Here is a 20,630-nt window from a genome sequence, read left to right on the forward strand (position 1 = left end):
CACTGACAACCGACCGCCGACCGCCGATGGATTGAACGACGGTCGGCGGTCTGCCGTCTGCAGTCATACGTCACCCTCTTGCAATCCGCATTCGCGCGGGTATAATCGTGCCATGACAAACTTACTCCTAACCAACGGTACGATTTACACGCTCGATCCCACCCACCCCCGCGCGAACGCGATCGCGTTCGATGCCGGTCGCGTCGTCGCGTTCGACGACGATGCGATGGCAACACGCACCGCGCGAACCCAGGTCATTGACCTGCGCGGACGCGCGGTCATTCCTGGGTTGGTTGACCACCACATTCATTTCACCGCGTACGCCACGAGTCTCGCGCGCGTGCAACTGGACGGCGCGCGTTCGCTCGGCGAAGCGGTTGCGCGGGTCGCCGCGCGCGTTGCAACGACAAAACCGGGCGAATGGATCATCGGGCTGGGGTGGAATCACCTGGATTGGCGCGACCCAGTTTTTCCATCGAAAACGCCGCTCGACGCGATTGCGCCGAACAATCCGGTCGCGCTCGACCGCAAGGATGGACACTCGGCGTGGGTCAACTCGGTCGCGCTGCGAATCGCGCGCATCACGCGCGATTCGCCCGACCCGGCGGGCGGTGTGATTGATCGCGACGCCTCCGGCGAACCGACCGGTGTTCTGCGCGAAAACGCCATCGAGTTGCTCGGCGGCAACATTGGATTTGACGCGGGCGAAATCTCAGAAGAGGTTTTGCTTAACGCGATTCATCGCGCGCATCAGCTCGGCATCGTCGGCATTCACAACGTCGAAGGCGCGGACGCGTTGCGCGCGTTTCAAAAACTGCGCGCTCAGGACAAATTGAATTTGCATGTGACGCACATGATTCCGGCGGACAATTTGCAACACGCGCGCGCGCTCGGTTTGCGCGGCGGACTGGGTGACGTGTGGTTGAAAATCGGCGGCATCAAAATGTTCGCCGATGGTTCGCTCGGTTCGCTGACCGCGTGGATGCTCGAACCATTCGAACAGCAACCCAACAATCGCGGCGTATCCACGCGACCGACGAATGAAATTGAAGCGCTTGCGCGCGAGGCAGCACAAGCCGAGATGATGGTTTGCACGCACGCGATTGGCGACCGCGCGAATCGCGAGGTGTTGAACGTGTACGAAAAACTCCGCCGCGAAGGACTGGGCGCGCCGCTGCGCATCGAGCACGCGCAACATTTGGATGCCGCCGATATTCCGCGCTTTGGTGCGCTGAACGTGATCGCTTCGATGCAACCGATTCACGCGACGAGCGATTACAAAATGGTTGACGATTCTCTCGGCGCGCGCGGGCGTCATTCGTATGCGTTCAAAAGTCTGCTGAACGCGGGCGCGCGTTTGCAATTCGGGAGCGATTGTCCGGTCGAAACGCTCGATCCCTGGGTCGGCATTCACGCGGCGGTCACGCGCGAACGCGCGAACGGCGAACCGCGCGGTGGATGGTATCCCGCAGAAAAACTTTCGCTCGAAGAAACTCTGCGCGCGTACGCGAGTGGAATTCTAGCGGTTGCAGGTCGCGGCGTGACGAGCGACGCGCTCGTCTTGTCGCACGATATTTTCGCCGTGCCGCCGCGTGAGATTCTCGACACGCGCGTAGAGTGCGCGGTGGTCGGTGGGCGCGTGGTCATCTGATTTTCGATTTGCGATTTGCGAATTTCGATTGGAAAACCAAACCGTCCCATCAAGTATCTGCAACCGAAATCATTTGGACGCGGATTCACGCGAATTTTCGCGCATAAGAAAATATCTCCGCGCGCGAAGCGATCTGCGTTCATCCGCGTCCAATGATCTTCTCAAGAATCGGAAATTGAAATGCTTGTGACTCAAATGCAACTCGCCCAACTCATCGCGCAAGCGCAACGCGACGCGCCCAACGAAACGTGCGGCATCATCGGCGGCACGGAGGGACGCGCGCTCGGTATCTTTCCACTGACGAACACGGATCCGACGCCGCGCGTGCGCTACAATGCCGACCCGCACGAATTGCTTGCCGCGTTCCGCGCGATGGACGACCAGGGCTGGGAGCATCTCGCGATTTATCACTCGCACCCGGCAAGCGAGGCGTATCCGTCCGGCGTGGATGTCGCGCGCGCGTTCTATCCGGACGTTGTGTACATTCTCATCACGCTGATGAACCCCGAGCAACCGCACGTGCGCGCGTTTCGCATCGTCGCGGGAGCCATCAGCGAAATCACTTTGGAGGTGAAAGATGAATCATCGTGAACGCATGAACGCCGTGTTACGCGGCGCGCCGACGGATCGCGTGCCCGTCGCGCTGTGGCGACATTTTCCCGGCGCTGACCTAAAATCGGAAACGCTCGCCGCAAGTGTCGTCGCGTTCCAAAAGAAATTCGAATTCGATTTCGTCAAGGTCACGCCCGCCGGCGGGTATCCCGCTGAAATGTACGGCTCGCAACTCGAAGGCAAGGGCAATCGCGAAGGCACGCGCGCTCACATCGTCCATGCCGTCAACACGCTATCCGATTGGGACAAGCTCGCGCCGCTCGACGAAACGAATTTTGTGTTTCAGCGCGAGAGCGCCGCGCTCAAACTGATTCGGCAACAACTCGGCGGCGACGTGCACATCTTGCAAACGATTTTTTCGCCGCTCTACTCGGCGGGCAACATCGCCGGCGACCGAATGCTTTCCGATCTGCGCGCGCGACCAGACGTATTGCATCGCGCGCTCAAAGCGATCACGGAAACGACGATTCGATTTGCAGTGGCGAGTTTGCGCGCGGGCGCGGACGCGATTTTCTTTGCGACGCAAATGGCGACGCGCAGTGTGGTGAACGAGAGCGCGTTTGCGGAATTCGGCGAGCGGTACGATCTGCAAGTGCTCGAGGGACTTCGCGCGGCGAAACCGGATTTCATCCTCTTGCACATTCACGGTTTGGATATTTACTTTGACCGGCTCGCCCAGTGGAACGTGGATGTGATCAACTGGCACGACCGCCGCACCGCCCCGTCGCTGAAGAACGCGCGCACTCAAAGCAACAAGGTCCTGCTCGGCGGCGTCAGCGAATGGGAGACGCTGACACAAGGGACGCCCGACGCGATTCGCGCCGAGGCGCGCGATGCGATCGCGCAAACCGGCGGACGCGGCTTCATCCTCGGCGCGGGATGCGTGATTCCGATTGACACGCCGGATGAAAACGTGCGCGTGGTGAGAGAGGTGGTATCTTAGGGAACGCTCGCCAAAGTATTCCCGGTTTGCCGCTCATTCTTCGATTCCAAACTCGCGCTCCATCAACCGTAGGAAAATTTCAACGACGCGCGGATCGAATTGGGTCCCGGCGCAACGGTGCAATTCTGCCACCGCGTCTTGATGCGAACGCGCGGCTTTGTAAACCCGTTCATCGAGAATCGCACTGTACGAGTCCACGACCGTGAGAATGCGCGCCCCCAAGGGAATGGCATCACCCGCCAAGCCATCAGGGTATCCTTTACCATCGTAGCGTTCGTGGTGGTGACGCACGAGGCGCGCCGCGCCCGCCAGACGCGGCACGGGTTCCAAAATCCGCGCGCCAATGGCAGGATGCTGGCGCATGAGCTTCCATTCTTCCGCGTCTAGTTTCGATGACTTGCCCAGGACGTCATCGGGGACGCCGATTTTTCCAATATCGTGCAGAATCGCGCCATAGTGCAAATCCTCCAACTCGCGCGCGGTCATTCCCAGTTCACGCCCCACGGCTAATCCCATTTGCGCGAGCCGCTGTGCGTGATCCGCCGTGTACGTATCTTTGGCTTCGACTGCATTGGCGAGCGCGAGGACGGTTTGCAGATAACTCCGCTCGAGTTCGGCAAAGAGTTGCGCGCGGCGCACGGCGTTGGCGGCTTGATCGGCGATGCTATGCGCCAGGCGCCGCTTGTCAGCCGTGAACGGTTCGCGCTCCGCGCGGCGCATTTCACCGAGCATCAAAACCCCGAGCGCGTGCCCTTCACAATTTGGGTGGTCGTTACAGGACAAAGAACCGCCCACCCGCAGCGGTACGAGGCAGATGGTTTCCGCCAAATCCAATAATAGGACCTCCCGTTCCAGGTCGGTGAGAGCGGGATCGTTACGGCAAAGGACTTGCGGCTCATTCTGTTCCAGCGCGCGATGACAGATGGGTAGAGTCTTTACTCCAAAACGCTGACCGAGTTTCAAATCGCGCTGGAGGACGCGAACAGGATGGGCAGCCCGCACGACATATTCTTCGTCCTCCAAAAGCGCGACCCGGGCAAAGGTGACATGCGTGATCTCCGCCGCATGGTGGACAACCAAGGTGAGGATGAGGTCGAGGTCGTGAGCCGCGTCCGCCAACGCGCGCGAGAGATCGTACATCACACCGAGTTCGCGGCGGCGTGTTTGTTCTTCGCAAAATAACCGCGCGTTTTCAATCGCGATGGCGGCTTGTCCAGCCAGCATCATGAAAAAATCAATTTCTTCGGAGGGGAAGTGATACCGTTTGCGCGTTGCTAGCTCAAGGACACCGATAATTCCACTCTGGGTCCGTAGCGGAACCGCGAGGTACGAAACGAGTCCCAACTGCTCCGCGATCGCGCGCCGTACAAAACGCGGTTCGGCGCTTACATTGGCAATGGCGATAGGTTCGCCTTGCAAAGCGACCTGACCCACGACGCCCTCTCCAACTTTGAGCAACCCCGATTTGAAAAACTCTTCATCCAAACCGCGTCGCGCCGTGTAAACCAACTCGCGCGTCTCCGGCTCGACCAGTGCGACGGCGGTGGCATCTACCTGGAGCCGTTCCGTAACTTTTGCGAGCAGGACGTTGAGTGTTTCTTCTAGACTCCGTTGCGAGATGATCGCGGCGTCAATCTCGTGCAGCGCGCCGAGACGCGCCAGGCGTTCTTGCGCTTGGACGAATAATCGTTTGCGTTCGGTGATGTCAATCGCCGTACCTTCAAACCCGATCAACTCACCGGTCGCAGCATAGACGCCTCGCGCATTTTCGGAAATCCAAATGACGTGGTTGTCTTTGCAGTACACCTGAGATTCAAAATCCGACACGACGCCGTGTTCTTTGATCAGGCGGACAAATTCGTCGCGACGATTAGGGACAATGTAAAATTGACGTTGGAGATCAGTGGCGGTCGCGATCAACTCTTCAGGCGATGCGTATCCATAGAGCCGCGCCAGCGTTGGATTCGCGGTCAAGTATTGTCCCGTGATCGTCGTCTGGAAAATGCCCACGACCGCGTGTTCAAAAATCGAATGGTACTTTTCTTCCGCCTGCCGCAGCGCGCCCTCGGCTTGGCGGCGCGCGGTCAGTTCGTGCGCGGCTTGTCTGCCTAGATCGCTCATCCGCCCAAGCACGCCGCCAACTAGCACAAGCAGAACCGAGCCGAGGGTACCACCGCCGGTCCCGGTCATCTCCTGCCAACCCGACAATCCCAGCAGACTCAGAAGCGAAAGGTTGAGGGGAAAGCAGAACAGCCCAGCCAAAATTCCGCCCCGCATCCCAAGCAGCCAGCCCACCAGAGCCACCGGCAGCATCGCCAGGGTTGCCGCCGATGGACCCACCATGCGGTAAATACTAAAATACATCAGAACGTAAGCGGCAAATGCACCCATCACCAATGTGACCCGGGCTTGGCGCGACTGTAGGGCAATGCGTGTACCAAATAAAAGATTAGGTCCTAATAGATGAGAAATGTTCAACTTGCTCATGGATGTTCAATCTCTCGAATGTGCCAACCGCCCGGTTGTGGCTATTTTGGATGCGGGTGTACGACAAGCGATTTCATCAAGTGACGTATGGGTGTGATCCAAAAAATTAAACCATCTGCCCGTACTACCAGCACGTGTAGATGACAGATGGTTGTTTTCAATGCGCGCAATCCATCGCGCGCAATTCGAGTATAAAATTGATATCGTTCGTCAGCAATGGTATCGAATGGCTAGGAACGAAGGACTAGCGCAGATTCGACTTTGATTGACGGTCCTTTTTCAATCGCGCGATCTCCTCTTCCAACTCATCCAGGCGCGCAAGCATGGAAGGTTTGATCGAGTGGCGCGGCAATTGCGCTTTCACCTGTTCCAGTTCGCGTTCCAATTCTTCGAGACGATCCGGAGTGGGCATTTTCCCTCCGCACATCAATGCAAGCGTTCGAGATGATTGACGAGCGTGCCTGCCGCGTACGCGAGCGCCGCGCGTTCAATATCGCGTTCGTCGGTGATGATCGCTTCTAGTCCTGCGGCTTGGATGAACGAGAACGCGCCGTTGCCCATCCCACCCGCAATCACCGCGACGCAATCGCGCGCGCTGGCGAGCATATCGTTATGTGTATCGCCCGCACCGTGATGATGCTCGTGCTGCCCGTGCGTTTGGTGAAACGCCTTCGACCGACGTTCACGCGCGGCGATCTTGCCGGCATCTACCGTGACGATCTCATAGTACGGCGCACGACCAAAATGCGCGCTGATCCGCGTCCCATCTTCCGTAACAACTGCAACTTTCGTTGGCATATTTCTCCTTATGGCAACTGCCGACGACTGACCGCCGACTGTCGCGCGAATTGACATCGTACTTGATTAGATGCGCGCCACGCGAAAACGTTTCATCCGCGCGACCGCGCCGGCATGCCGAGACCGATACGCAAATCAAACGCGACCAGGTTGCACCAAAACCTGATCGCTTCGCTTTTCGGACCTGCAACGAGAATGATGTTCGCGGCAAGCCGCCGCTATCCCGTCAACTCTCTCACCACTTCGTTGACCAGTTTGCCATCCGCGCGTCCCTTCATTTTCGCCGCGGCTTCTTTCATCACTTTTGGAAACTCTTTCGTGCCGAGCGCGGCGATGATGCCGGCGACTTCTGTTTTGATTTCGTCGCGGCTCAACTGCTTGGGCATGTATACTTGGAGCACCACGATCTCCGCTTGCTCTTGCGCCGCCAATTCCGGACGATTGCCTTTTTCGTACGCCTCGATAGAATCGCGCCTTTGTTTGATTTGCTTTTCGACGACGCTCAACAGGTCCGCTTCGGTGATCGGTTTGTCCGCCGGGCGCGCCAGTTCAAAATTCGCGATCGCGGCGCGGAGCATTCGAATCGTGCCCAATCGTACTTCGTCCTTTGCCTTCATCGCGATTTTCAAATCTTCGTTTAGTTGGTCTTTGAGTCCCATGTTGTTGCCTCCAGAGTAGGGCAAATTTCCAATTTGCCTTCAGAGTCGGCGGCATTGTAGCGCAGAGCACCACCCAAGTCAAACCGCGCGTGACTTTTGTCATAGACAACCAACGCGGATTCGAGTAAAATGCGGCTGGTGTGATGACAGGGCACCCTCCCGCGATTGCAAACGTCAATCGGACGGAGGGATTTTTTTGTACACGCGACATGGTAGAAAGGATTCGTTATGCCGGTACCCGCAAGACCGAATTTTTTTTCTAATGGGTTTGCCGCGATCCCGTTCAGCGCGCTGCTCTTGCTGGTCGCGCTCTTCGGCGGAATCGTCGGCTTGGGTGGGTTCACCTTTTCGTACGCCGAAGGAGGTTCGTACTTTTCCGATAATCCCGAAGCGTGTGCGAATTGTCACGTGATGCGCGAGGTGTACGACGGTTGGCTGACCGGTCCGCACAAGACCGTCGCGGTGTGCAACGATTGCCACACGCCGCACAACTCGCTCGTCGCCAAATACGCCGTCAAGGGTTTGAACGGATTCAACCACAGCAAGGCGTTCACGCTCAACGATTATCCGGAAGTGATTCGAATCACGCCGTTCAATCGCGAGGTCGCGCAAGCGAATTGTATTCACTGCCACGAAGAACTCGTCACGCTCGTCAGTCATCCCGATGATCGGAATCCTACCGATTGTCTAAAATGTCACATCGGCGTCGGTCACGGACGCTAGTCAATTTTCGATTTGCGATTTTCGATTGCCGATTTCAAAATCGAAAATCCAAAATCCAAAAGAGGAGACGCAATAATGCAATCGAAATCACTGGTTCGTAGTCTTGTGTGGCTCGGCGTCGCGTTTGTCGTTGGCTTGTTGGCGTTGCTCGGCTTGAGCGCGCTGCTCGTCAACATTCAGGGGCGCAAAGCCGAAGCCGTGCAATACCCGCTCAAGATCGTGCAAATCGCGGACAATGAACTCGACCCTGCTGTGTGGGGTAAGAACTATCCGCGCGAGTATGATTCATTTATCAAGACCAAGGACGCCAAAATCTCGACGCCGTATGGTGGCTCGGTCGCATACGACAAGTTGGAAAAGTTCCCGGCGCTCAAACGCATCTGGGCGGCGATGCCGTTCAGTGTAGATTATAATGAAGAGCGCGGACATTTTTACGCGTTGAGTGATCAGAAGGAAACCAAACGTCAACAAGCCGCCCCACAACCCGGCGCGTGCGCCAACTGTCACGCCGCCGAAGCGCCGCAGTTGATCGCTTCGATGGGGTGGGAGAATTTCAACAAGACGCCGTACAAAGACATCGCCGACAAGTTGCACCTCGGCACATCGTGCGCGGATTGCCACGATCCCAAGACGATGGAACTGCGCTTGACGCGTCCTGGGTTAGTCAACGCGCTAAAAGAACGCGGCATTGATTGGACGCAAGCCACGCGCCAAGAAATGCGGACGTACGTTTGCGCGCAATGTCACGTCGAGTACTATTTCAAGGGCGACGATAAAATCCTGACCTTCCCGTGGAGCAACGGCTTGACCGCCGAGGATATCGAAAAGCACTATGACACGTACGGATTCCGCGACTGGGTGCACAAGGAAACGAACGCGCCGATGCTCAAGGTGCAACATCCCGAGTACGAAATGTGGAGCACCGGCATTCACGCGCGCTCCGGCGTCGCGTGCGCGGATTGCCACATGCCGTACATGCGCGAAGGCGCACTCAAATTGTCCGATCACTGGCTCCGCAGTCCGTTGACAAACATTGACAAGGCATGCCAGCCCTGCCATCGCCAGAGCGAAGAAGAGATGAAAGCGCGCGTCATCAACATTCAGAAAAAGACTTCGGACTTGTTACGTCTCTCCGAAGCCGCACAAGTGGACGCGATTGACGCGATCGTTGCCGCGATGAAAGCCGGCGCAACCGACGCCGACCTGACCAAGGCGCGCGGTCTGCAACGCAAAGCAACGTTCTACTGGGACATCGTCGCCGCCGAGAATAGCACCGGCTTTCACAGTCCGCAAGAAGCAGCGCGCGTACTCGCCAAATCGCTCGACTATGCGCGACAGGCGCAACTCGAAGCGATCAAGGTCACGAAAAAATAATCAACGAATGTTGCACGAATAAAAAATGGGGCTGGGAGTACTCCCAGCCCCTCTCATCCGTTTATCCGTTTCCCATCCGTTTCCCATCCGTTTCCCATCCGTTAGTGGTGCCCGCAACCGCAGCTACCGCCTTGCGCGTGCCCGCCTTCTTCGGAGCTGAACGATTGACCGCACGAGCAGGTGCTCGCCGCGTTCGGATTCTCGATCTTAAAGCCGCCGCCCATCAAACTGTCCACGTAATCCACCGTCGCGCCTTCGAGATACGTCGCACTCGCGTTGTCGAGATAGACGCGCATCCCGCCCGAGTCGAAAACAAAATCGCCGTCCTCGGTCGTGTTCTCGAACGCCATCCCGTATTGAAAACCGGAGCAACCACCACCGGATACGAACACGCGCAAGCCGTACCCCGCGAGATTCTTTTCGGCAAGCAGAGTTTGCAGTTTGCTCGCCGCGATCGGCGTGAGCGTGACCAGCGGTCGCGTCGTCGTCTCGGTGGACGCCGGCATCACCATCGTTTGAGTACCCATTTCTTTTTCCTCCATCATGAATTCAATGCGCCGGATTATATCCGGAAATTGGAAAACTATCAACCGCCGATCTGCGACATCACGCGCGATTCGGCGATCACCTGTTCCTTGAGTCCGTGTCCCCACGGCTTGTTCCACACGCCGCGCGTCATCAACGCGCGCAACTCGTCGTCCGATGCGCCCGCGCGCAGAGACGTCATCAAATCCACTTCGTCATCGCGCAAAAGACACAAGCGTAGTTTGCCGTCCGCGCTCAGACGCATGCGATCACACCCCGCGCAAAACGGTTCTGTCACCGAACTGATAAAGCCCAGCGTCCCGCGTCCGCCGCGCAAACGATACGGTCGCGCCGGATTGTGTCCATCCCACTCGACCGGTTCGAGCGCGCCGAACGCGTGCTCGATGCGCGCGCACATCTCGGCGACCGGCACGATGGAATCGGTTTGAAATTCGGCGATGCTTCCGAGCGGCATCACTTCGATAAAGCGCATATCCCAATCGTGTTCGAGCGTCAGCCGTGCGAGGTCGGCGATGTCATCCTCGTTGTACCCGCGCACGACGACGGCGTTGAGCTTGATCGGCTTGAGTCCCGCGCACTCGGCGGCTTGAATGCCGCGCCACACGTGTTCCAATTTACCGATGCGCGTGATTTTGAAAAAGCGTTCGGCATCGAGCGTGTCAATACTGATATTGACGCGTTTCAATCCCGCACGCGCGAGCGGCTCGGCGATACGTTCCAACTTGAGCGCGTTCGTCGTCATCGCGATTTCCTGAATCCCCGGAATCGCCGCGATGCCGCCGACGATCTGCACAAGATTCGGGCGCACGGTCGGTTCGCCGCCGGTCAAACGCACACGATCGAACCCAACGCTTACCGCGACGCGCACCAGGCGCAATAATTCGTCGTCCTGCAACAAATGCGCGTGCGGCGCGAATTGCATATCCGCCGGCATACAATATACGCACCGCAAATTGCACCGGTCGGTCAAAGAAATTCGCAAGTAGTGAATATTGCGCCCGAACGAGTCGTTCATTTTGGCTTTCGAATTACGAAACTACACGCGCAGTCACAATTCGCCAAGCACTGCGTCATTTTCATCGGCGCGTCCACCAGCGCATCCACGAGCGCGATGTCCAACTCGCACACTTCGCGATGCTCGCGCGCAACGCGGCGGTACGGACAGTTGCACACACGCAACAATAAATCGCCGTTCGATTTCTCGACGCGCGCCAAATAACCGCGCGCGGAGAGAAATGCCGCCGCGCGATTCACGCGCGCCTGGATGCCCGCGCCCTGACGTAAGGGCGTCGCTGCCTCCGCCGCGCGGCGACCGGCGCGGCGCAACATGACGCGCGCCTGCTTGGGACCCTGCGTCTCGATAATTTCGGCGATCAGTTGCTCGGCGAGTTGATGATACTGCTTGGGCAACTCTTCATGTCCCTCGTCCGCGAGCGCGTACAGCAGTTGCGGTCGCCCGACCACGCCGCGATGCGCGGCATCCTGCAAGACGACCTGCCCATCGTTCATCAAGCGCGCGAGGTGATAGCGCAGCGCCATCGGGGTATGCGCTGCATCACGCGCCAGCTCTTCCAACGGAAGCGGACCGCGGGTGCTGAGGGTTTCGAGAATCGTTTGGCGGACAGTGGACATGGTTGACCTACGTGGACCGATTATAGCATACGTGGCGAGCGGCGTCAATAAGTGTAAACTTTTTTTTATTAATTCGCCGTTTGTGTTGCGCTCTCCCTTTGAGTATAATCTCGACTATTCAAAGCATCGCGGAGGGAAGATGAAGCAGATCGGCGCGCTGGCGACGATTTTCGACGACGCGGGCAGAGTGTTGCTCGTGCACCAAACGTACAGCGGTTGTAAATGGGCATTGCCCGGCGGTGAGGTGAACGCGGGCGAAGCGCCGTGGAACGCGGCGGTGCGCGAAGTGAAAGAGGAAACCGGACTAGTTGTCGAGATTGTCCGCTTCGTCAGTCTGTACTATTTCTCCGACCGCGACGGGCTTGGTTTTCATTTCCTGTGCCGTCCGGTCGGCGGCGAGCTGTGCGCGGATGGGCACGAAATTTCCGAGTTGGCGTACTGGGACCTTGCCGATCTGCCCGTGCCGATGACCAAACCCGCACGCCAACGTCTCGCCGACGCGCTCGCGAATCGCGCCGAACCGATTTTTCGCACGTTCGACCGCGTGGAGATAATCGAGTGAACGCGACGGAACGGTCGGCGGGCGCGGTCGTATTTCATCGCGGCGAGCGTATCGAATTCCTGTTGTTGCTCGCGACGTACTGGGGATTTCCCAAAGGGTTAATCGAACCGGGCGAAGACGAGCCGACTGCCGCGTTGCGCGAGATTCGCGAAGAAACTGGGTTGAGCGTGGCACTGCTCGACGGTTTTCGCACGGTGGACGAGTATTGGTATCGGCGCGGCGACGCGCGCATCAAAAAGCAGGCGATCTATTTCGTCGCCGAGTCACCCAGTCGCGCCGCGCGTATTTCGCACGAGCACCTTGATATCGCGTGGCTCGATTACAACACGGCGATGGCGCGCTTGGATTTCGTGAATCTGCGCGAGACGTTGCGGAAGGCGAATGAGTTTGTTCTGAAACGTGAGACGTGATGCGTGATGTGTATTGCGTGTTGCGTGTTGCGTGTTGCGTATACTCACATATCACGCATCACGAGGGATGGGTTCAGGGCTGATGAAAATCTTGGCGATAGATATCGGGACTGGCACTCAAGACATTTTACTATTCGATACGACAACCGAGGTCGAGAATTGTTTGCAGATGATCATGCCGTCGCCGACCGTACTGGTCGCGCGGCAGATTCGTGAAGCGACCGCGCGCGGCGATGACGTTCTGCTGACCGGCACGATCATGGGCGGCGGTCCGTCGTCGTGGGCGGCGGACGATCATCTGCGCGCGGGACGCCGTGTCTTTGCAACGCCGAGCGCGGCGAAAAGTTTCAACGACGAACTCGAACAAGTCGAAAAATCCGGCATCCAGGTCGTCAGCGACGACGAAGCCGCGCGAATGCGCGACGTTCGCCGCGTCGAAATGCGCGATGTGAACCTGGACGCGCTCGCGCGTGCATTTGACGCGTTCGGCGTTCCGCTGCAATTCGACGCGCTCGCCATCGCCGTGTTCGATCACGGCAACGCGCCGCCCGGTTACAGCGACCGGCTCTTTCGTTTCGATTTCATCGCGGAACGCTTGAAACAGTTCAACAGTCCCGCCGCGTTCGCGTTCATGCACGATCAGATTCCGCCGCGTCTCACGCGGATGCAAGCTGTCGCCGATTCCGCGCGCGTGGATGTTCCGTTGTTGATGATGGACACCGCACCTGCCGCGGTGCTCGGCGCGCTCGAAGATGAGCGCGTGCGCGCGCAGCGTACCGCGCTGATCGCGAATGTCGGCAATTTTCACACGCTTGCATTTCGCTACAGCGACGGCGCGATCACCGGCGTGTTCGAGCATCACACCGGCGAACTCAAGCCGGCGCAGTTGGAAGGATTCATCGCGCAACTCGCCGGCGGCACGTTGACGCACGACGCGATTTTCAACTCGCAGGGGCACGGCGCGCTCGTGCTCGATGCGCGCGCCGACCCGCTCGATTTTCTCGCGCTCGTCGGACCACGGCGCGGCATTCTCGCGCGTTCAAAACTGAAACCGTACTTTGCCACGCCGTATGGCGACATGATGCTCGCCGGGTGTTATGGCTTGGTGCGCGCGTACTCGGAATTGAACCCAGACGTTGCGCCGGAAATTGGGCGTACCCTGGACACGGCGAGAGAAACCGTCTAGTCAATTTTCGATTTGCGATTTTTGACTTTGGATTGAAAATCGAAAATGCCGGATCGCGTTTTTACCGAACAAGAATTGAAAAAATACGATGGCTCGCGCCGGATGCCGATGTACATCGCGTACAATGGTTTGGTGTACGATGTCACGTCGAGTCCGCATTGGCGCGATGGCATGCATCGTAATTTGCATTTCGCCGGGCAAGACCTGACGAGCGAACTCGCCGATTCACCGCACGGCGAGAGCGTGTTTCGAAAATATCCGGTGGTCGGCGTGCTAAAGCGCGAATAGCGAATAGCAGATGCCAAATGCCAAATGGCGAATGGTGAATTGCCATACGCCATTCGCCAAAGGAGCAATATGACTGGCACTATCATCAACATTATCACCGTCATTGTCGGCGGAACACTCGGCACGCTTCTAGGCAATCGCTTGCCGGAAAAGATGCGCGGCACCGTGATGAGCGGTCTCGGATTGATGACGCTGGTCATTGGCGCGCAAATGGCAATGAGTTCGCGCAACATCTTGATCGTGCTCGCGAGTATCTTGGTCGGCGGCATCATTGGCGAGTGGCTGGGCATTCAAGCCGCGCTCGACTCGATTGGCAAAAAATTAGAAGAGCGGTTTGCGCGCGGCGGCGAGTCCGGCAAATTTGCGCGCGGGTACGTCACCGCGAGTCTGCTCTTTTGCGTCGGTCCGATGACGTACCTGGGTTCGATTCAAGATGGTCTGGTCGGCGATTACAATTTGCTCGCGATCAAGTCTGTGCTGGATGGCTTTGCTGGGCTAGCGTTCGCGTCTACACTCGGCATCGGCGTCGCATTTTCCGCGTTGACGGTGTTCGTCGTGCAGGGGAGCATCAGTCTCGCGGCGATGTTGCTCGGCGGTACACTAGGCACGGTCACGCGCGAGACACCCTGGGTTGTCGAAATGACCGCGACCGGCGGGGTGTTGATCATGGCGATCAGTTTGATCCTACTCGATCTCAAACAAGTGCGCGTCGGTAATTTGCTGCCGGCAATTTTCATTGCGCCGCTGATTATTACGGTGCTTGCGCTGCTCAAGATTGGAATATGAAACAAGACCCGACCGAATCGAGCGACCGGTCGGGTCTTGTTGTTTGGAGCAAATTCCGTTTTGATTTGCGGCGCGCGCTGCACACAAGACCTGTCAGGTTTCTAGAAACCTGACAGGTCTTGCGCTTTCAAACCTTCGCAAGGATGCTGTTTACGCTTGCTGTGATTTGATCTCCTTCTGCGCCAATCCTTCGAGGTGTGTGACCATGCTCGACGTGTCCCAGTCGCCGCGCCCGGCGTTCATCAGCGCGGTCATCATCTCGCGCACCTGCGCGGTGATCGGCAGTGACACGCCGTACTCTTTGCCCGCCGCCATCACAATATCCAGGTCTTTGCGATGCAAGCGCAAACGAAAACCTGGTTTGAAATTGTGGTCGAGCATCCGCTGTCCGTGAAATTCTAAACTGCGACTGTACGCCGAGCCGCCCAGCAACGCCTGACGCACTTTCGCCGGGTCAACGCCGGCTTTCGCGGCGAACACCAACGCTTCGGACACCGCTTCGATGTTGATCGAGGTGATGATTTGATTCGCGGCTTTGGTGATTTGTCCCGCGCCGGCATCACCCATCAACGTAATCGTCTTGCCGAGTTTCTGGAGAATGGGCAAGGCGCGTGCGAACGCGGCTTCCGTTCCGCCGACCATGATCGTTAACGTCGCGTTTTGCGCGCCAATATCGCCGCCGCTCACCGGCGCGTCGAGAAATTCGCAACCGCGCGCCGCCGCGTCTTGCGCGAGTTTACGCGCGGTGACCGGCGAAGTCGTACCCATATCCACGAACAGCATCCCAGGTCGCGCGCCGTCAAACACGCCGTCCTTGCCGGCGAACGCGTGCTCCACGTCCGGCGTGTCCGGCAAATTCGTGATGACCACGTCGCTGTTCTGCGCGATCTCTTTCGGCGAGGCGTACCATATTGCGCCCGCCGCGAGCAAATCTTCAACCTTGGCGCGTGTGCGCGTGAACAGGTTGAGCAAATAACCCGCGTTCATCAAATTGCGCGCCATTGGTTTGCCCATCGCGCCGAGACCGATAAAGCCAATGCGTTCCATCAATCCTCCAAAATAACGTAGAGGCGACGAATGCGTCGCCCCTACCGATTTAATGCCAATCGCTGTGGAACACGCCCTCTCTGTCGGTGCGAAGGTACGTGTGTGCGCCAAAGTAATCGCGCTGTGCCTGGGTCAGGTTCGCCGGCAACGTCGCGGTGCGGTACGCGTCGAGGTATGCGAGCGAACTCGACAGCGCGAGACACGGAATACCAAGCGACACCGCGGTCTGCACGACCAGGCGCAACGACGCTTGCCGACTCGCGACATCCGCGCGGAAACTTTCGTCCATGAGCAAGTTCGGCAAATCGGGATTGCGACGGAACGCATCGGTGATGCGATTGAGGAATTGCGCGCGAATGATGCAACCCCCGCGCCAAATCGCTGCGAGTTCGCCGAATTTCAAATCGTACTCGTACTCCTTGCTCGCCGCGCGCAACAACGCCATGCCTTGCGCGTACGAACAAATCTTTGCCGCGTACAACGCATTCCGCACCGCTTCGATCAATTCCTTGCGGTCGCCGGTGTACTTTATCGTTGGTCCCGCGATGACTTTGCTCGCGGCGACGCGCTCGTCTTTGAACGCCGAAATGTTGCGCGAATCGAGCGCGGCGTTGATCGTCGGCAGCGGCACACCCAGGTCGAACGCGGACTGGCTCGTCCACTTGCCGGTGCCTTTTTGTCCGGCGGAGTCGAGCACGAAATCCACCAAGCCCTTGCCGGTGTCTGGGTCTTTTTTGCGGAAGATGTGGCTCGTGATTTCGACGAGGTACGATTGCAGTTCGCCCTTGTTCCACTCGGTGAAAATGTCCGCGAGTTCATCGTCGGTCAAGTCGAGCGCGCGATGCAAAACGTCGTATGCCTCGGCGATGAGTTGCATGTCGCCGTACTCGATGCCGTTATGCGCCATCTTGACGTAGTGACCCGCGCCGCGCGGTCCGATGTACGTGACGCACGGCTCGCCTTCCACCTTCGCCGAAATCGCGATGAAAATATCCTTGACGAGTTCGTACGCTTCGCGCGAGCCGCCCGGCATAATGCTGGGTCCCCACAGCGCGCCTTCTTCGCCGCCCGACACGCCGACGCCGAGATAACGCAATCCTTTCGCTTCGAGTTCTTTCGTGCGGCGTTCATCGTCCGGGAAGAACGAGTTGCCGCCGTCAATGATGAGGTCGCCCGGTTCGAGGAGCGGCACGAGTTGTTCGATGACCGCGTCCACCGGTTTGCCGGCTTTGACCATGATCATCATCTTGCGCGGTCGCTTGAGCGCGGCGACGAAATCCGCCAGCGTCTCGCAACCGATCAATTTCTTGTCCGGATGGCGCGCCACAAAATCTTTCATCGTCTTGGTCGTGCGATTGTGAACCGCGACGGTAAACCCGTTGCGTTCCATGTTCAACACCAAGTTCTCGCCCATCACTGCCAAACCGGTAAGACCAATGTCTGCTTTGCTCACAGTTGCTTTCCTTTCAAGAATTGAGATGTATCACTGCTTCACTGTTCGAAATCAGTGGAATAAATAACCCAACGACCTTTGGATCAAAATGCGCGCCCGCTTGATCCTGAATGTACTCGATCACTTGATCGGGTTCCCACGCTCGACGATACGGGCGGTTCGATAAAAGCGCGTCCCACACATCCGCGACCGCAAAGATTCGCGCCGCGAGCGGGATTTGATCGCCGCGTAATCCGCGCGGGTAACCCGTGCCGTCCCACTTTTCGTGATGACAGTACGGAATGTCCAACGCCGCATTCAAAAATGAAATCCCCGCGAGCGTCTGGTATGCCATCGTCGGATGCTGGCGCATGATTATCCACTCGGCATCGTCGAGCTTGCCGGGCTTGCGTAAAATGTGATCGGGCACACCGATCTTGCCAATGTCGTGCAACAACGCGCCGCGCCGGATGTGCTCCAATTCCGTCGCGCCGACTCCCATCGCGCGCGCCACACGCAAGGTCAAATCGCAAACGCGCTGCGTATGATTGCTCGTCTCGTGGTCGCGCAGATCAAGCGCGTGCACCCAGCTCTTCAACGTTGCGTCGTAGTTATGTTCCAACGCGCGACGCGAATTTTCTAGCGCCGAGAAATCGCGCTGGATGAGTGTGTACAACAGAATTGCCGTCGCGAGGACATAGAACCATCCTTTCGCAGTTTGCGCGCGCGTGAGGAGATTCGGGTCAACGAACAGCGCCGCCAACAATTGGTCGGAGAATACAATCCAGATTCCACCGATTATGACATAGAGAGACGTAAGTTTGAATGGCACGGGCACACCCAAGTCCCTCTTTTTTGCCGACTCCACAGCAGACCTCCTTCATCAGACGGTAGCCGTGCGCGCTGGCGGCGCGCCAACAAGTAGGTCCAATTATAGAGCGGACAAACGCGAGTGTCAATTTTCACGTTCACGATTGATGTAGGAGCGAGGCATTCGCGAATAATACTTGCTTGGACAACCTGGTTGACTTGGCGCAACGCGTTTCGATTATTACGCGATTCTGCCAATGCCTCGTCCCCACTCTGTCACGGTTTCAAAATCACCTTGACCAGATCCATCTCCCCTTTCGCTAAATCATCGATCAACGAGGTTCCTTCATCGAGCGACGCGATTTTTTCGACGAGCGGCAATGGGTTGATTCTGCCGGTGCGAATCATTTCGATGGATTGCGCGAATTCGTCGTTGAATCCGTACGTGCCGCGCACGGTCACTTCGCGCGTAACGATTTGTTGCATGTTGATCGTCACTTCGGGATCGCTGTTGCCGATCCAGGTCACGCTGCCGCCGTTGCGAACGAGCGCGAGCGATTGCTTGACCGTCGGCGTAATGCCGACTGCTTCGATAACCGCGTGCGCGCCGCGTCCGTTCGTCAGCGATTGCACGATGGCGACCGGGTCTTGTTGCGCGACGTTGACGACGACATCCGCGCCGAGTTTTTTCGCGACGGCTAAACGATGTTCGCTCAAATCGGTAACGATGATTTTTCCCGCACCGCGCAGTTTCGCGGCGAGAATCGTCAGTAAGCCGATCGTGCCCGTGCCGATGATCGCGAGCGTGTCCATCAACTTGAACGGTGTGAGATTGACCGCGTGCATCGCGACCGCAAGCGGCTCGACGAGCGTCCCTTGATCCCAGGTCAATTCATCCGGCAACGCGAACACCATCTTTCGATGCACGCGCACCGCGTCCGCGTACGCACCGTTGAGATTCACGCCGAGCGCGCTGCGGTTGAAGCAAATGTGCGGCAAACCCGCAAGACAATTTTCGCACGTCCCACACGTCAACAATGGATTCACGACGACGCGGTCGCCGACTTTGCGCTCTTGCACGTTCGCGCCAATCGCGGTGACCGTGCCGGAAAATTCGTGTCCCATAATGATCGGCGGCTTGCGGCGACCGGTCGTACCTTTGAAGCCGTGCACATCCGAGCCACACACACCCACCGCGGCAACCTGGACGATCACATCATCAGGCGATGTCACCTGCGGCGCATCCACCTGACGCATCGGCATTCGCCACGCGCCTTCGTAAACGAGTGCTTTCATTTTCATCCTTTCAATACCCAGACAAACAATGCAATGTCAATCAGAATCCCAAGCGAGATCCAGGCGTGCCAAAAAACGATGAGCAGTCCAAGCGATATGATGGATGCCGCGACGGTCAGCAATTGCCACCCATTTTGTAGGACCGGTACGCCGAGAAATCCCAGACCTGCCAGAACATAACCGCAAACAGTGAGAATCCACAGCACAGTACCGATCCAACGCGTTGTCTTCGCGTCCAAACCCATTGGCGTCAAAAGCCACGAGCGCGTCAACACAAAGGGCCATTCCGGCGCGCCGGGTTTTGGCGGCGGCGCGGGCGATGCGTAAGACGCGTGAATCAATCCATGCGCGATCAGAAATAATCCGATCCCGATTTTGAAAATTCCGTCTGACATTCCGTTCCTCTCAAAGATTTTTTCCAAGCGCGAGCGCACCCAATACGCCCGCGCGATTTCCCAAACCTGGCGCGACGATGTACTCAGCGATGCGATCCAAAATTTCCGGCGATTGAATGTAACCGTTGAGTAATTCACGCGTCTGCGTTTGAATCATCGGCAAGAGATGCGGTTGCGCCATTACGCCGCCACCCAGGATGATGCGTTGCGGCGAAAGCGTACACGTCCAGTTCGCCGCCGCGAGCGCGAGGTAACGCGCTTCAATATTCCAACCTGGATGATCGGGCGGCAAAGTCTCCGCGCGTTGCCCCCAACGTTTCTCCATCGCCGGACCATTTGCGAGTCCTTCGAGGCAATCGCCGTGAAACGGACAACTTCCTGGGAACGGGTCGGCTTGCTGGTCGTGCGGCAGAAAAATGTGTCCCATCTCCGGATGCATCAAGCCGTGCATCAGCTTGCCGTTGACCATCCCGCCGCCCCCGATGCCAGTACCAATCGTCACATAGATAAAATCGTCCAGCCCACGCGCGGCGCCCCACGCGTGTTCGCCGAGCGCGGCGACATTCACATCCGTGTCGAATCCAACCGGCACGTTGAACGCGCGGCGAATCGCGCCGGCGAGATCGGTGTTCGCCCACCCAGATTTCGGCGTCGTCGTGATACAGCCGCGTTGCAAATCCACCGGACCGAACGAACCGATGCCGATGGCATCCACACGCGGTTGCGCGCGAAAGAATTCGATCACCGCGCGAATTGTCTCGTCGGGTGTCGTCGTTGCGATGCGCGTCTCGGCGCGCAGGTCGTCGGGACCCGTGCCAATCGCGCAATTAAATTTCGTACCGCCCGCTTCGATAGCGCCGTATAATTTCATTTTTGATTTTCGATTTCTGATTTTCGATTCGTCATTGCGAGGAGCGCAGTTTGCGACGAAGCCGCGAAGCGTCCAATTCGCTTGGTGGGGATTGCTTCGCAAAAAACGTTCGCAATGACAAA

23 protein-coding genes are annotated in these 20,630 nt (G+C 57.8%); 10 read left to right on the forward strand and 13 right to left on the reverse strand.

Going from position 1 to position 20,630, the window contains the following annotated elements; translation table 11 throughout:
- Positions 1-112 precede the first annotated feature (112 nt).
- The 3 genes from HY868_08905 (at position 113) to HY868_08915 (ending at position 3,206) form a co-directional block, all read left to right on the forward strand.
- Entirely contained in the window at positions 113-1,651 is a 1,539-nt protein-coding gene (locus HY868_08905; GenBank protein ID MBI5302243.1) for an amidohydrolase, read from the forward strand.
- A gap of 180 nt (positions 1,652-1,831) precedes the next feature.
- The gene (locus HY868_08910) at positions 1,832-2,242 is read left to right on the forward strand and encodes a M67 family metallopeptidase (protein MBI5302244.1); all 411 of its coding nucleotides are present in this window, start codon (positions 1,832-1,834) and stop codon (positions 2,240-2,242) included.
- Positions 2,229-3,206, forward strand: a complete 978-nt coding sequence (locus HY868_08915; protein MBI5302245.1) for a uroporphyrinogen decarboxylase — start codon at positions 2,229-2,231, stop codon at positions 3,204-3,206. Before HY868_08910 ends, HY868_08915 begins: the two co-directional genes overlap by 14 nt.
- 33 nt (positions 3,207-3,239) lie before the next feature.
- Here HY868_08915 and HY868_08920 read toward each other — a convergent pair whose 3' ends face one another.
- From HY868_08920 to HY868_08935, 4 genes are all read right to left on the reverse strand, one after another.
- On the reverse strand, positions 3,240-5,570 hold the full coding sequence (locus HY868_08920; GenBank protein MBI5302246.1) for a GAF domain-containing protein: 2,331 nt from the start codon (positions 5,568-5,570) through the stop codon (positions 3,240-3,242).
- Between the two features lie 367 nt (positions 5,571-5,937).
- Positions 5,938-6,120, reverse strand: coding sequence for a histidine kinase (locus tag HY868_08925; GenBank protein ID MBI5302247.1), 183 nt, complete (start codon positions 6,118-6,120; stop codon positions 5,938-5,940).
- Complete coding sequence (locus HY868_08930; protein MBI5302248.1) at positions 6,120-6,491, reverse strand: NifB/NifX family molybdenum-iron cluster-binding protein; 372 nt, start codon at positions 6,489-6,491, stop codon at positions 6,120-6,122. Before HY868_08930 ends, HY868_08925 begins: the two co-directional genes overlap by 1 nt.
- Before the next feature lie 218 nt (positions 6,492-6,709).
- On the reverse strand, positions 6,710-7,150 hold the full coding sequence (locus tag HY868_08935) for a GatB/YqeY domain-containing protein (protein MBI5302249.1): 441 nt from the start codon (positions 7,148-7,150) through the stop codon (positions 6,710-6,712).
- 228 nt (positions 7,151-7,378) lie between these two features.
- Here HY868_08935 and nrfH point away from each other — a divergent pair, with 228 nt between their 5' ends.
- Together nrfH and HY868_08945 are read left to right on the forward strand one after the other, a co-directional pair.
- Positions 7,379-7,873 carry a cytochrome c nitrite reductase small subunit gene (nrfH, locus tag HY868_08940; GenBank protein ID MBI5302250.1) on the forward strand — a complete coding sequence of 165 codons (495 nt, stop codon included), beginning with the start codon at positions 7,379-7,381 and terminating at the stop codon, positions 7,871-7,873.
- A gap of 75 nt (positions 7,874-7,948) precedes the next feature.
- Positions 7,949-9,247, forward strand: a complete 1,299-nt coding sequence (locus tag HY868_08945; protein ID MBI5302251.1) for an ammonia-forming cytochrome c nitrite reductase subunit c552 — start codon at positions 7,949-7,951, stop codon at positions 9,245-9,247.
- A gap of 101 nt (positions 9,248-9,348) precedes the next feature.
- Here HY868_08945 and erpA read toward each other — a convergent pair whose 3' ends face one another.
- The 3 genes from erpA to HY868_08960 all read right to left on the reverse strand — a co-directional run bounded on the left by erpA (position 9,349) and on the right by HY868_08960 (position 11,425).
- A complete protein-coding gene (erpA, locus tag HY868_08950) occupies positions 9,349-9,753 on the reverse strand; it encodes an iron-sulfur cluster insertion protein ErpA (protein MBI5302252.1) in 405 nt (134 codons plus the stop codon).
- Between the two features lie 80 nt (positions 9,754-9,833).
- On the reverse strand, positions 9,834-10,808 hold the full coding sequence (moaA, locus tag HY868_08955; protein MBI5302253.1) for a GTP 3',8-cyclase MoaA: 975 nt from the start codon (positions 10,806-10,808) through the stop codon (positions 9,834-9,836).
- The gene (locus HY868_08960) at positions 10,805-11,425 is read right to left on the reverse strand and encodes a hypothetical protein (GenBank protein MBI5302254.1); all 621 of its coding nucleotides are present in this window, start codon (positions 11,423-11,425) and stop codon (positions 10,805-10,807) included. The genes moaA and HY868_08960 overlap by 4 nt, the downstream gene beginning before the upstream one ends.
- A gap of 139 nt (positions 11,426-11,564) precedes the next feature.
- Between HY868_08960 and HY868_08965 the strand changes: the two genes are divergently transcribed.
- From HY868_08965 to HY868_08985, 5 genes are all read left to right on the forward strand, one after another.
- The gene (locus HY868_08965; protein ID MBI5302255.1) at positions 11,565-11,987 is read left to right on the forward strand and encodes an NUDIX domain-containing protein; all 423 of its coding nucleotides are present in this window, start codon (positions 11,565-11,567) and stop codon (positions 11,985-11,987) included.
- Complete coding sequence (locus tag HY868_08970; GenBank protein MBI5302256.1) at positions 11,984-12,397, forward strand: NUDIX domain-containing protein; 414 nt, start codon at positions 11,984-11,986, stop codon at positions 12,395-12,397. Before HY868_08965 ends, HY868_08970 begins: the two co-directional genes overlap by 4 nt.
- Before the next feature lie 82 nt (positions 12,398-12,479).
- Positions 12,480-13,583 carry a DUF1786 domain-containing protein gene (locus tag HY868_08975; protein MBI5302257.1) on the forward strand — a complete coding sequence of 368 codons (1,104 nt, stop codon included), beginning with the start codon at positions 12,480-12,482 and terminating at the stop codon, positions 13,581-13,583.
- Positions 13,584-13,628: 45 nt separating this feature from the next.
- On the forward strand, positions 13,629-13,871 hold the full coding sequence (locus tag HY868_08980) for a cytochrome B5 (GenBank protein ID MBI5302258.1): 243 nt from the start codon (positions 13,629-13,631) through the stop codon (positions 13,869-13,871).
- Between the two features lie 69 nt (positions 13,872-13,940).
- A complete protein-coding gene (locus tag HY868_08985) occupies positions 13,941-14,657 on the forward strand; it encodes a DUF554 domain-containing protein (protein ID MBI5302259.1) in 717 nt (238 codons plus the stop codon).
- A gap of 150 nt (positions 14,658-14,807) precedes the next feature.
- Here the strand turns inward: HY868_08985 and HY868_08990 are convergent, their stop codons facing one another.
- The 6 genes from HY868_08990 to HY868_09015 all read right to left on the reverse strand — a co-directional run bounded on the left by HY868_08990 (position 14,808) and on the right by HY868_09015 (position 20,508).
- Positions 14,808-15,704, reverse strand: a complete 897-nt coding sequence (locus HY868_08990; GenBank protein ID MBI5302260.1) for a 2-hydroxy-3-oxopropionate reductase — start codon at positions 15,702-15,704, stop codon at positions 14,808-14,810.
- A gap of 49 nt (positions 15,705-15,753) precedes the next feature.
- Positions 15,754-17,157 carry an NADP-dependent phosphogluconate dehydrogenase gene (gndA, locus tag HY868_08995; protein MBI5302261.1) on the reverse strand — a complete coding sequence of 468 codons (1,404 nt, stop codon included), beginning with the start codon at positions 17,155-17,157 and terminating at the stop codon, positions 15,754-15,756.
- Between the two features lie 13 nt (positions 17,158-17,170).
- Positions 17,171-18,004, reverse strand: a complete 834-nt coding sequence (locus tag HY868_09000; GenBank protein MBI5302262.1) for an HD domain-containing protein — start codon at positions 18,002-18,004, stop codon at positions 17,171-17,173.
- Between the two features lie 218 nt (positions 18,005-18,222).
- Positions 18,223-19,242, reverse strand: coding sequence for a galactitol-1-phosphate 5-dehydrogenase (locus tag HY868_09005; protein MBI5302263.1), 1,020 nt, complete (start codon positions 19,240-19,242; stop codon positions 18,223-18,225).
- Positions 19,243-19,244: 2 nt separating this feature from the next.
- Positions 19,245-19,637, reverse strand: a complete 393-nt coding sequence (locus tag HY868_09010) for a hypothetical protein (GenBank protein MBI5302264.1) — start codon at positions 19,635-19,637, stop codon at positions 19,245-19,247.
- 10 nt (positions 19,638-19,647) lie between these two features.
- Positions 19,648-20,508 carry an ROK family protein gene (locus tag HY868_09015; GenBank protein MBI5302265.1) on the reverse strand — a complete coding sequence of 287 codons (861 nt, stop codon included), beginning with the start codon at positions 20,506-20,508 and terminating at the stop codon, positions 19,648-19,650.
- Positions 20,509-20,630: the final 122 nt, after the last annotated feature.

This window comes from Chloroflexota bacterium (assembly GCA_016219275.1).
Taxonomy (GTDB): domain Bacteria; phylum Chloroflexota; class Anaerolineae; order UBA4142; family UBA4142; genus JACRBM01.

Excerpts from the sequence above, each read along its gene's own strand:
- HY868_08905 (MBI5302243.1), top strand. The coding sequence starts at position 113 with ATGACAAACTTACTCCTAACCAACGGTACGATTTACACGCTCGATCCC.
- HY868_08910 (MBI5302244.1), top strand. The coding sequence starts at position 1,832 with ATGCTTGTGACTCAAATGCAACTCGCCCAACTCATCGCGCAAGCGCAA.
- HY868_08915 (MBI5302245.1), top strand. The coding sequence starts at position 2,229 with ATGAATCATCGTGAACGCATGAACGCCGTGTTACGCGGCGCGCCGACG.
- HY868_08920 (MBI5302246.1), bottom strand. The coding sequence starts at position 5,570 with ATGTATTTTAGTATTTACCGCATGGTGGGTCCATCGGCGGCAACCCTG.
- HY868_08925 (MBI5302247.1), bottom strand. The coding sequence starts at position 6,120 with ATGTGCGGAGGGAAAATGCCCACTCCGGATCGTCTCGAAGAATTGGAA.
- HY868_08930 (MBI5302248.1), bottom strand. The coding sequence starts at position 6,491 with ATGCCAACGAAAGTTGCAGTTGTTACGGAAGATGGGACGCGGATCAGC.
- HY868_08935 (MBI5302249.1), bottom strand. The coding sequence starts at position 7,150 with ATGGGACTCAAAGACCAACTAAACGAAGATTTGAAAATCGCGATGAAG.
- nrfH (MBI5302250.1), top strand. The coding sequence starts at position 7,379 with ATGCCGGTACCCGCAAGACCGAATTTTTTTTCTAATGGGTTTGCCGCG.
- HY868_08945 (MBI5302251.1), top strand. The coding sequence starts at position 7,949 with ATGCAATCGAAATCACTGGTTCGTAGTCTTGTGTGGCTCGGCGTCGCG.
- erpA (MBI5302252.1), bottom strand. The coding sequence starts at position 9,753 with ATGCCGGCGTCCACCGAGACGACGACGCGACCGCTGGTCACGCTCACG.
- moaA (MBI5302253.1), bottom strand. The coding sequence starts at position 10,808 with ATGAACGACTCGTTCGGGCGCAATATTCACTACTTGCGAATTTCTTTG.
- HY868_08960 (MBI5302254.1), bottom strand. The coding sequence starts at position 11,425 with ATGTCCACTGTCCGCCAAACGATTCTCGAAACCCTCAGCACCCGCGGT.
- HY868_08965 (MBI5302255.1), top strand. The coding sequence starts at position 11,565 with ATGAAGCAGATCGGCGCGCTGGCGACGATTTTCGACGACGCGGGCAGA.
- HY868_08975 (MBI5302257.1), top strand. The coding sequence starts at position 12,480 with ATGAAAATCTTGGCGATAGATATCGGGACTGGCACTCAAGACATTTTA.
- HY868_08980 (MBI5302258.1), top strand. The coding sequence starts at position 13,629 with ATGCCGGATCGCGTTTTTACCGAACAAGAATTGAAAAAATACGATGGC.
- HY868_08985 (MBI5302259.1), top strand. The coding sequence starts at position 13,941 with ATGACTGGCACTATCATCAACATTATCACCGTCATTGTCGGCGGAACA.
- HY868_08990 (MBI5302260.1), bottom strand. The coding sequence starts at position 15,704 with ATGGAACGCATTGGCTTTATCGGTCTCGGCGCGATGGGCAAACCAATG.
- HY868_09005 (MBI5302263.1), bottom strand. The coding sequence starts at position 19,242 with ATGAAAGCACTCGTTTACGAAGGCGCGTGGCGAATGCCGATGCGTCAG.
- HY868_09010 (MBI5302264.1), bottom strand. The coding sequence starts at position 19,637 with ATGTCAGACGGAATTTTCAAAATCGGGATCGGATTATTTCTGATCGCG.
- HY868_09015 (MBI5302265.1), bottom strand. The coding sequence starts at position 20,508 with ATGAAATTATACGGCGCTATCGAAGCGGGCGGTACGAAATTTAATTGC.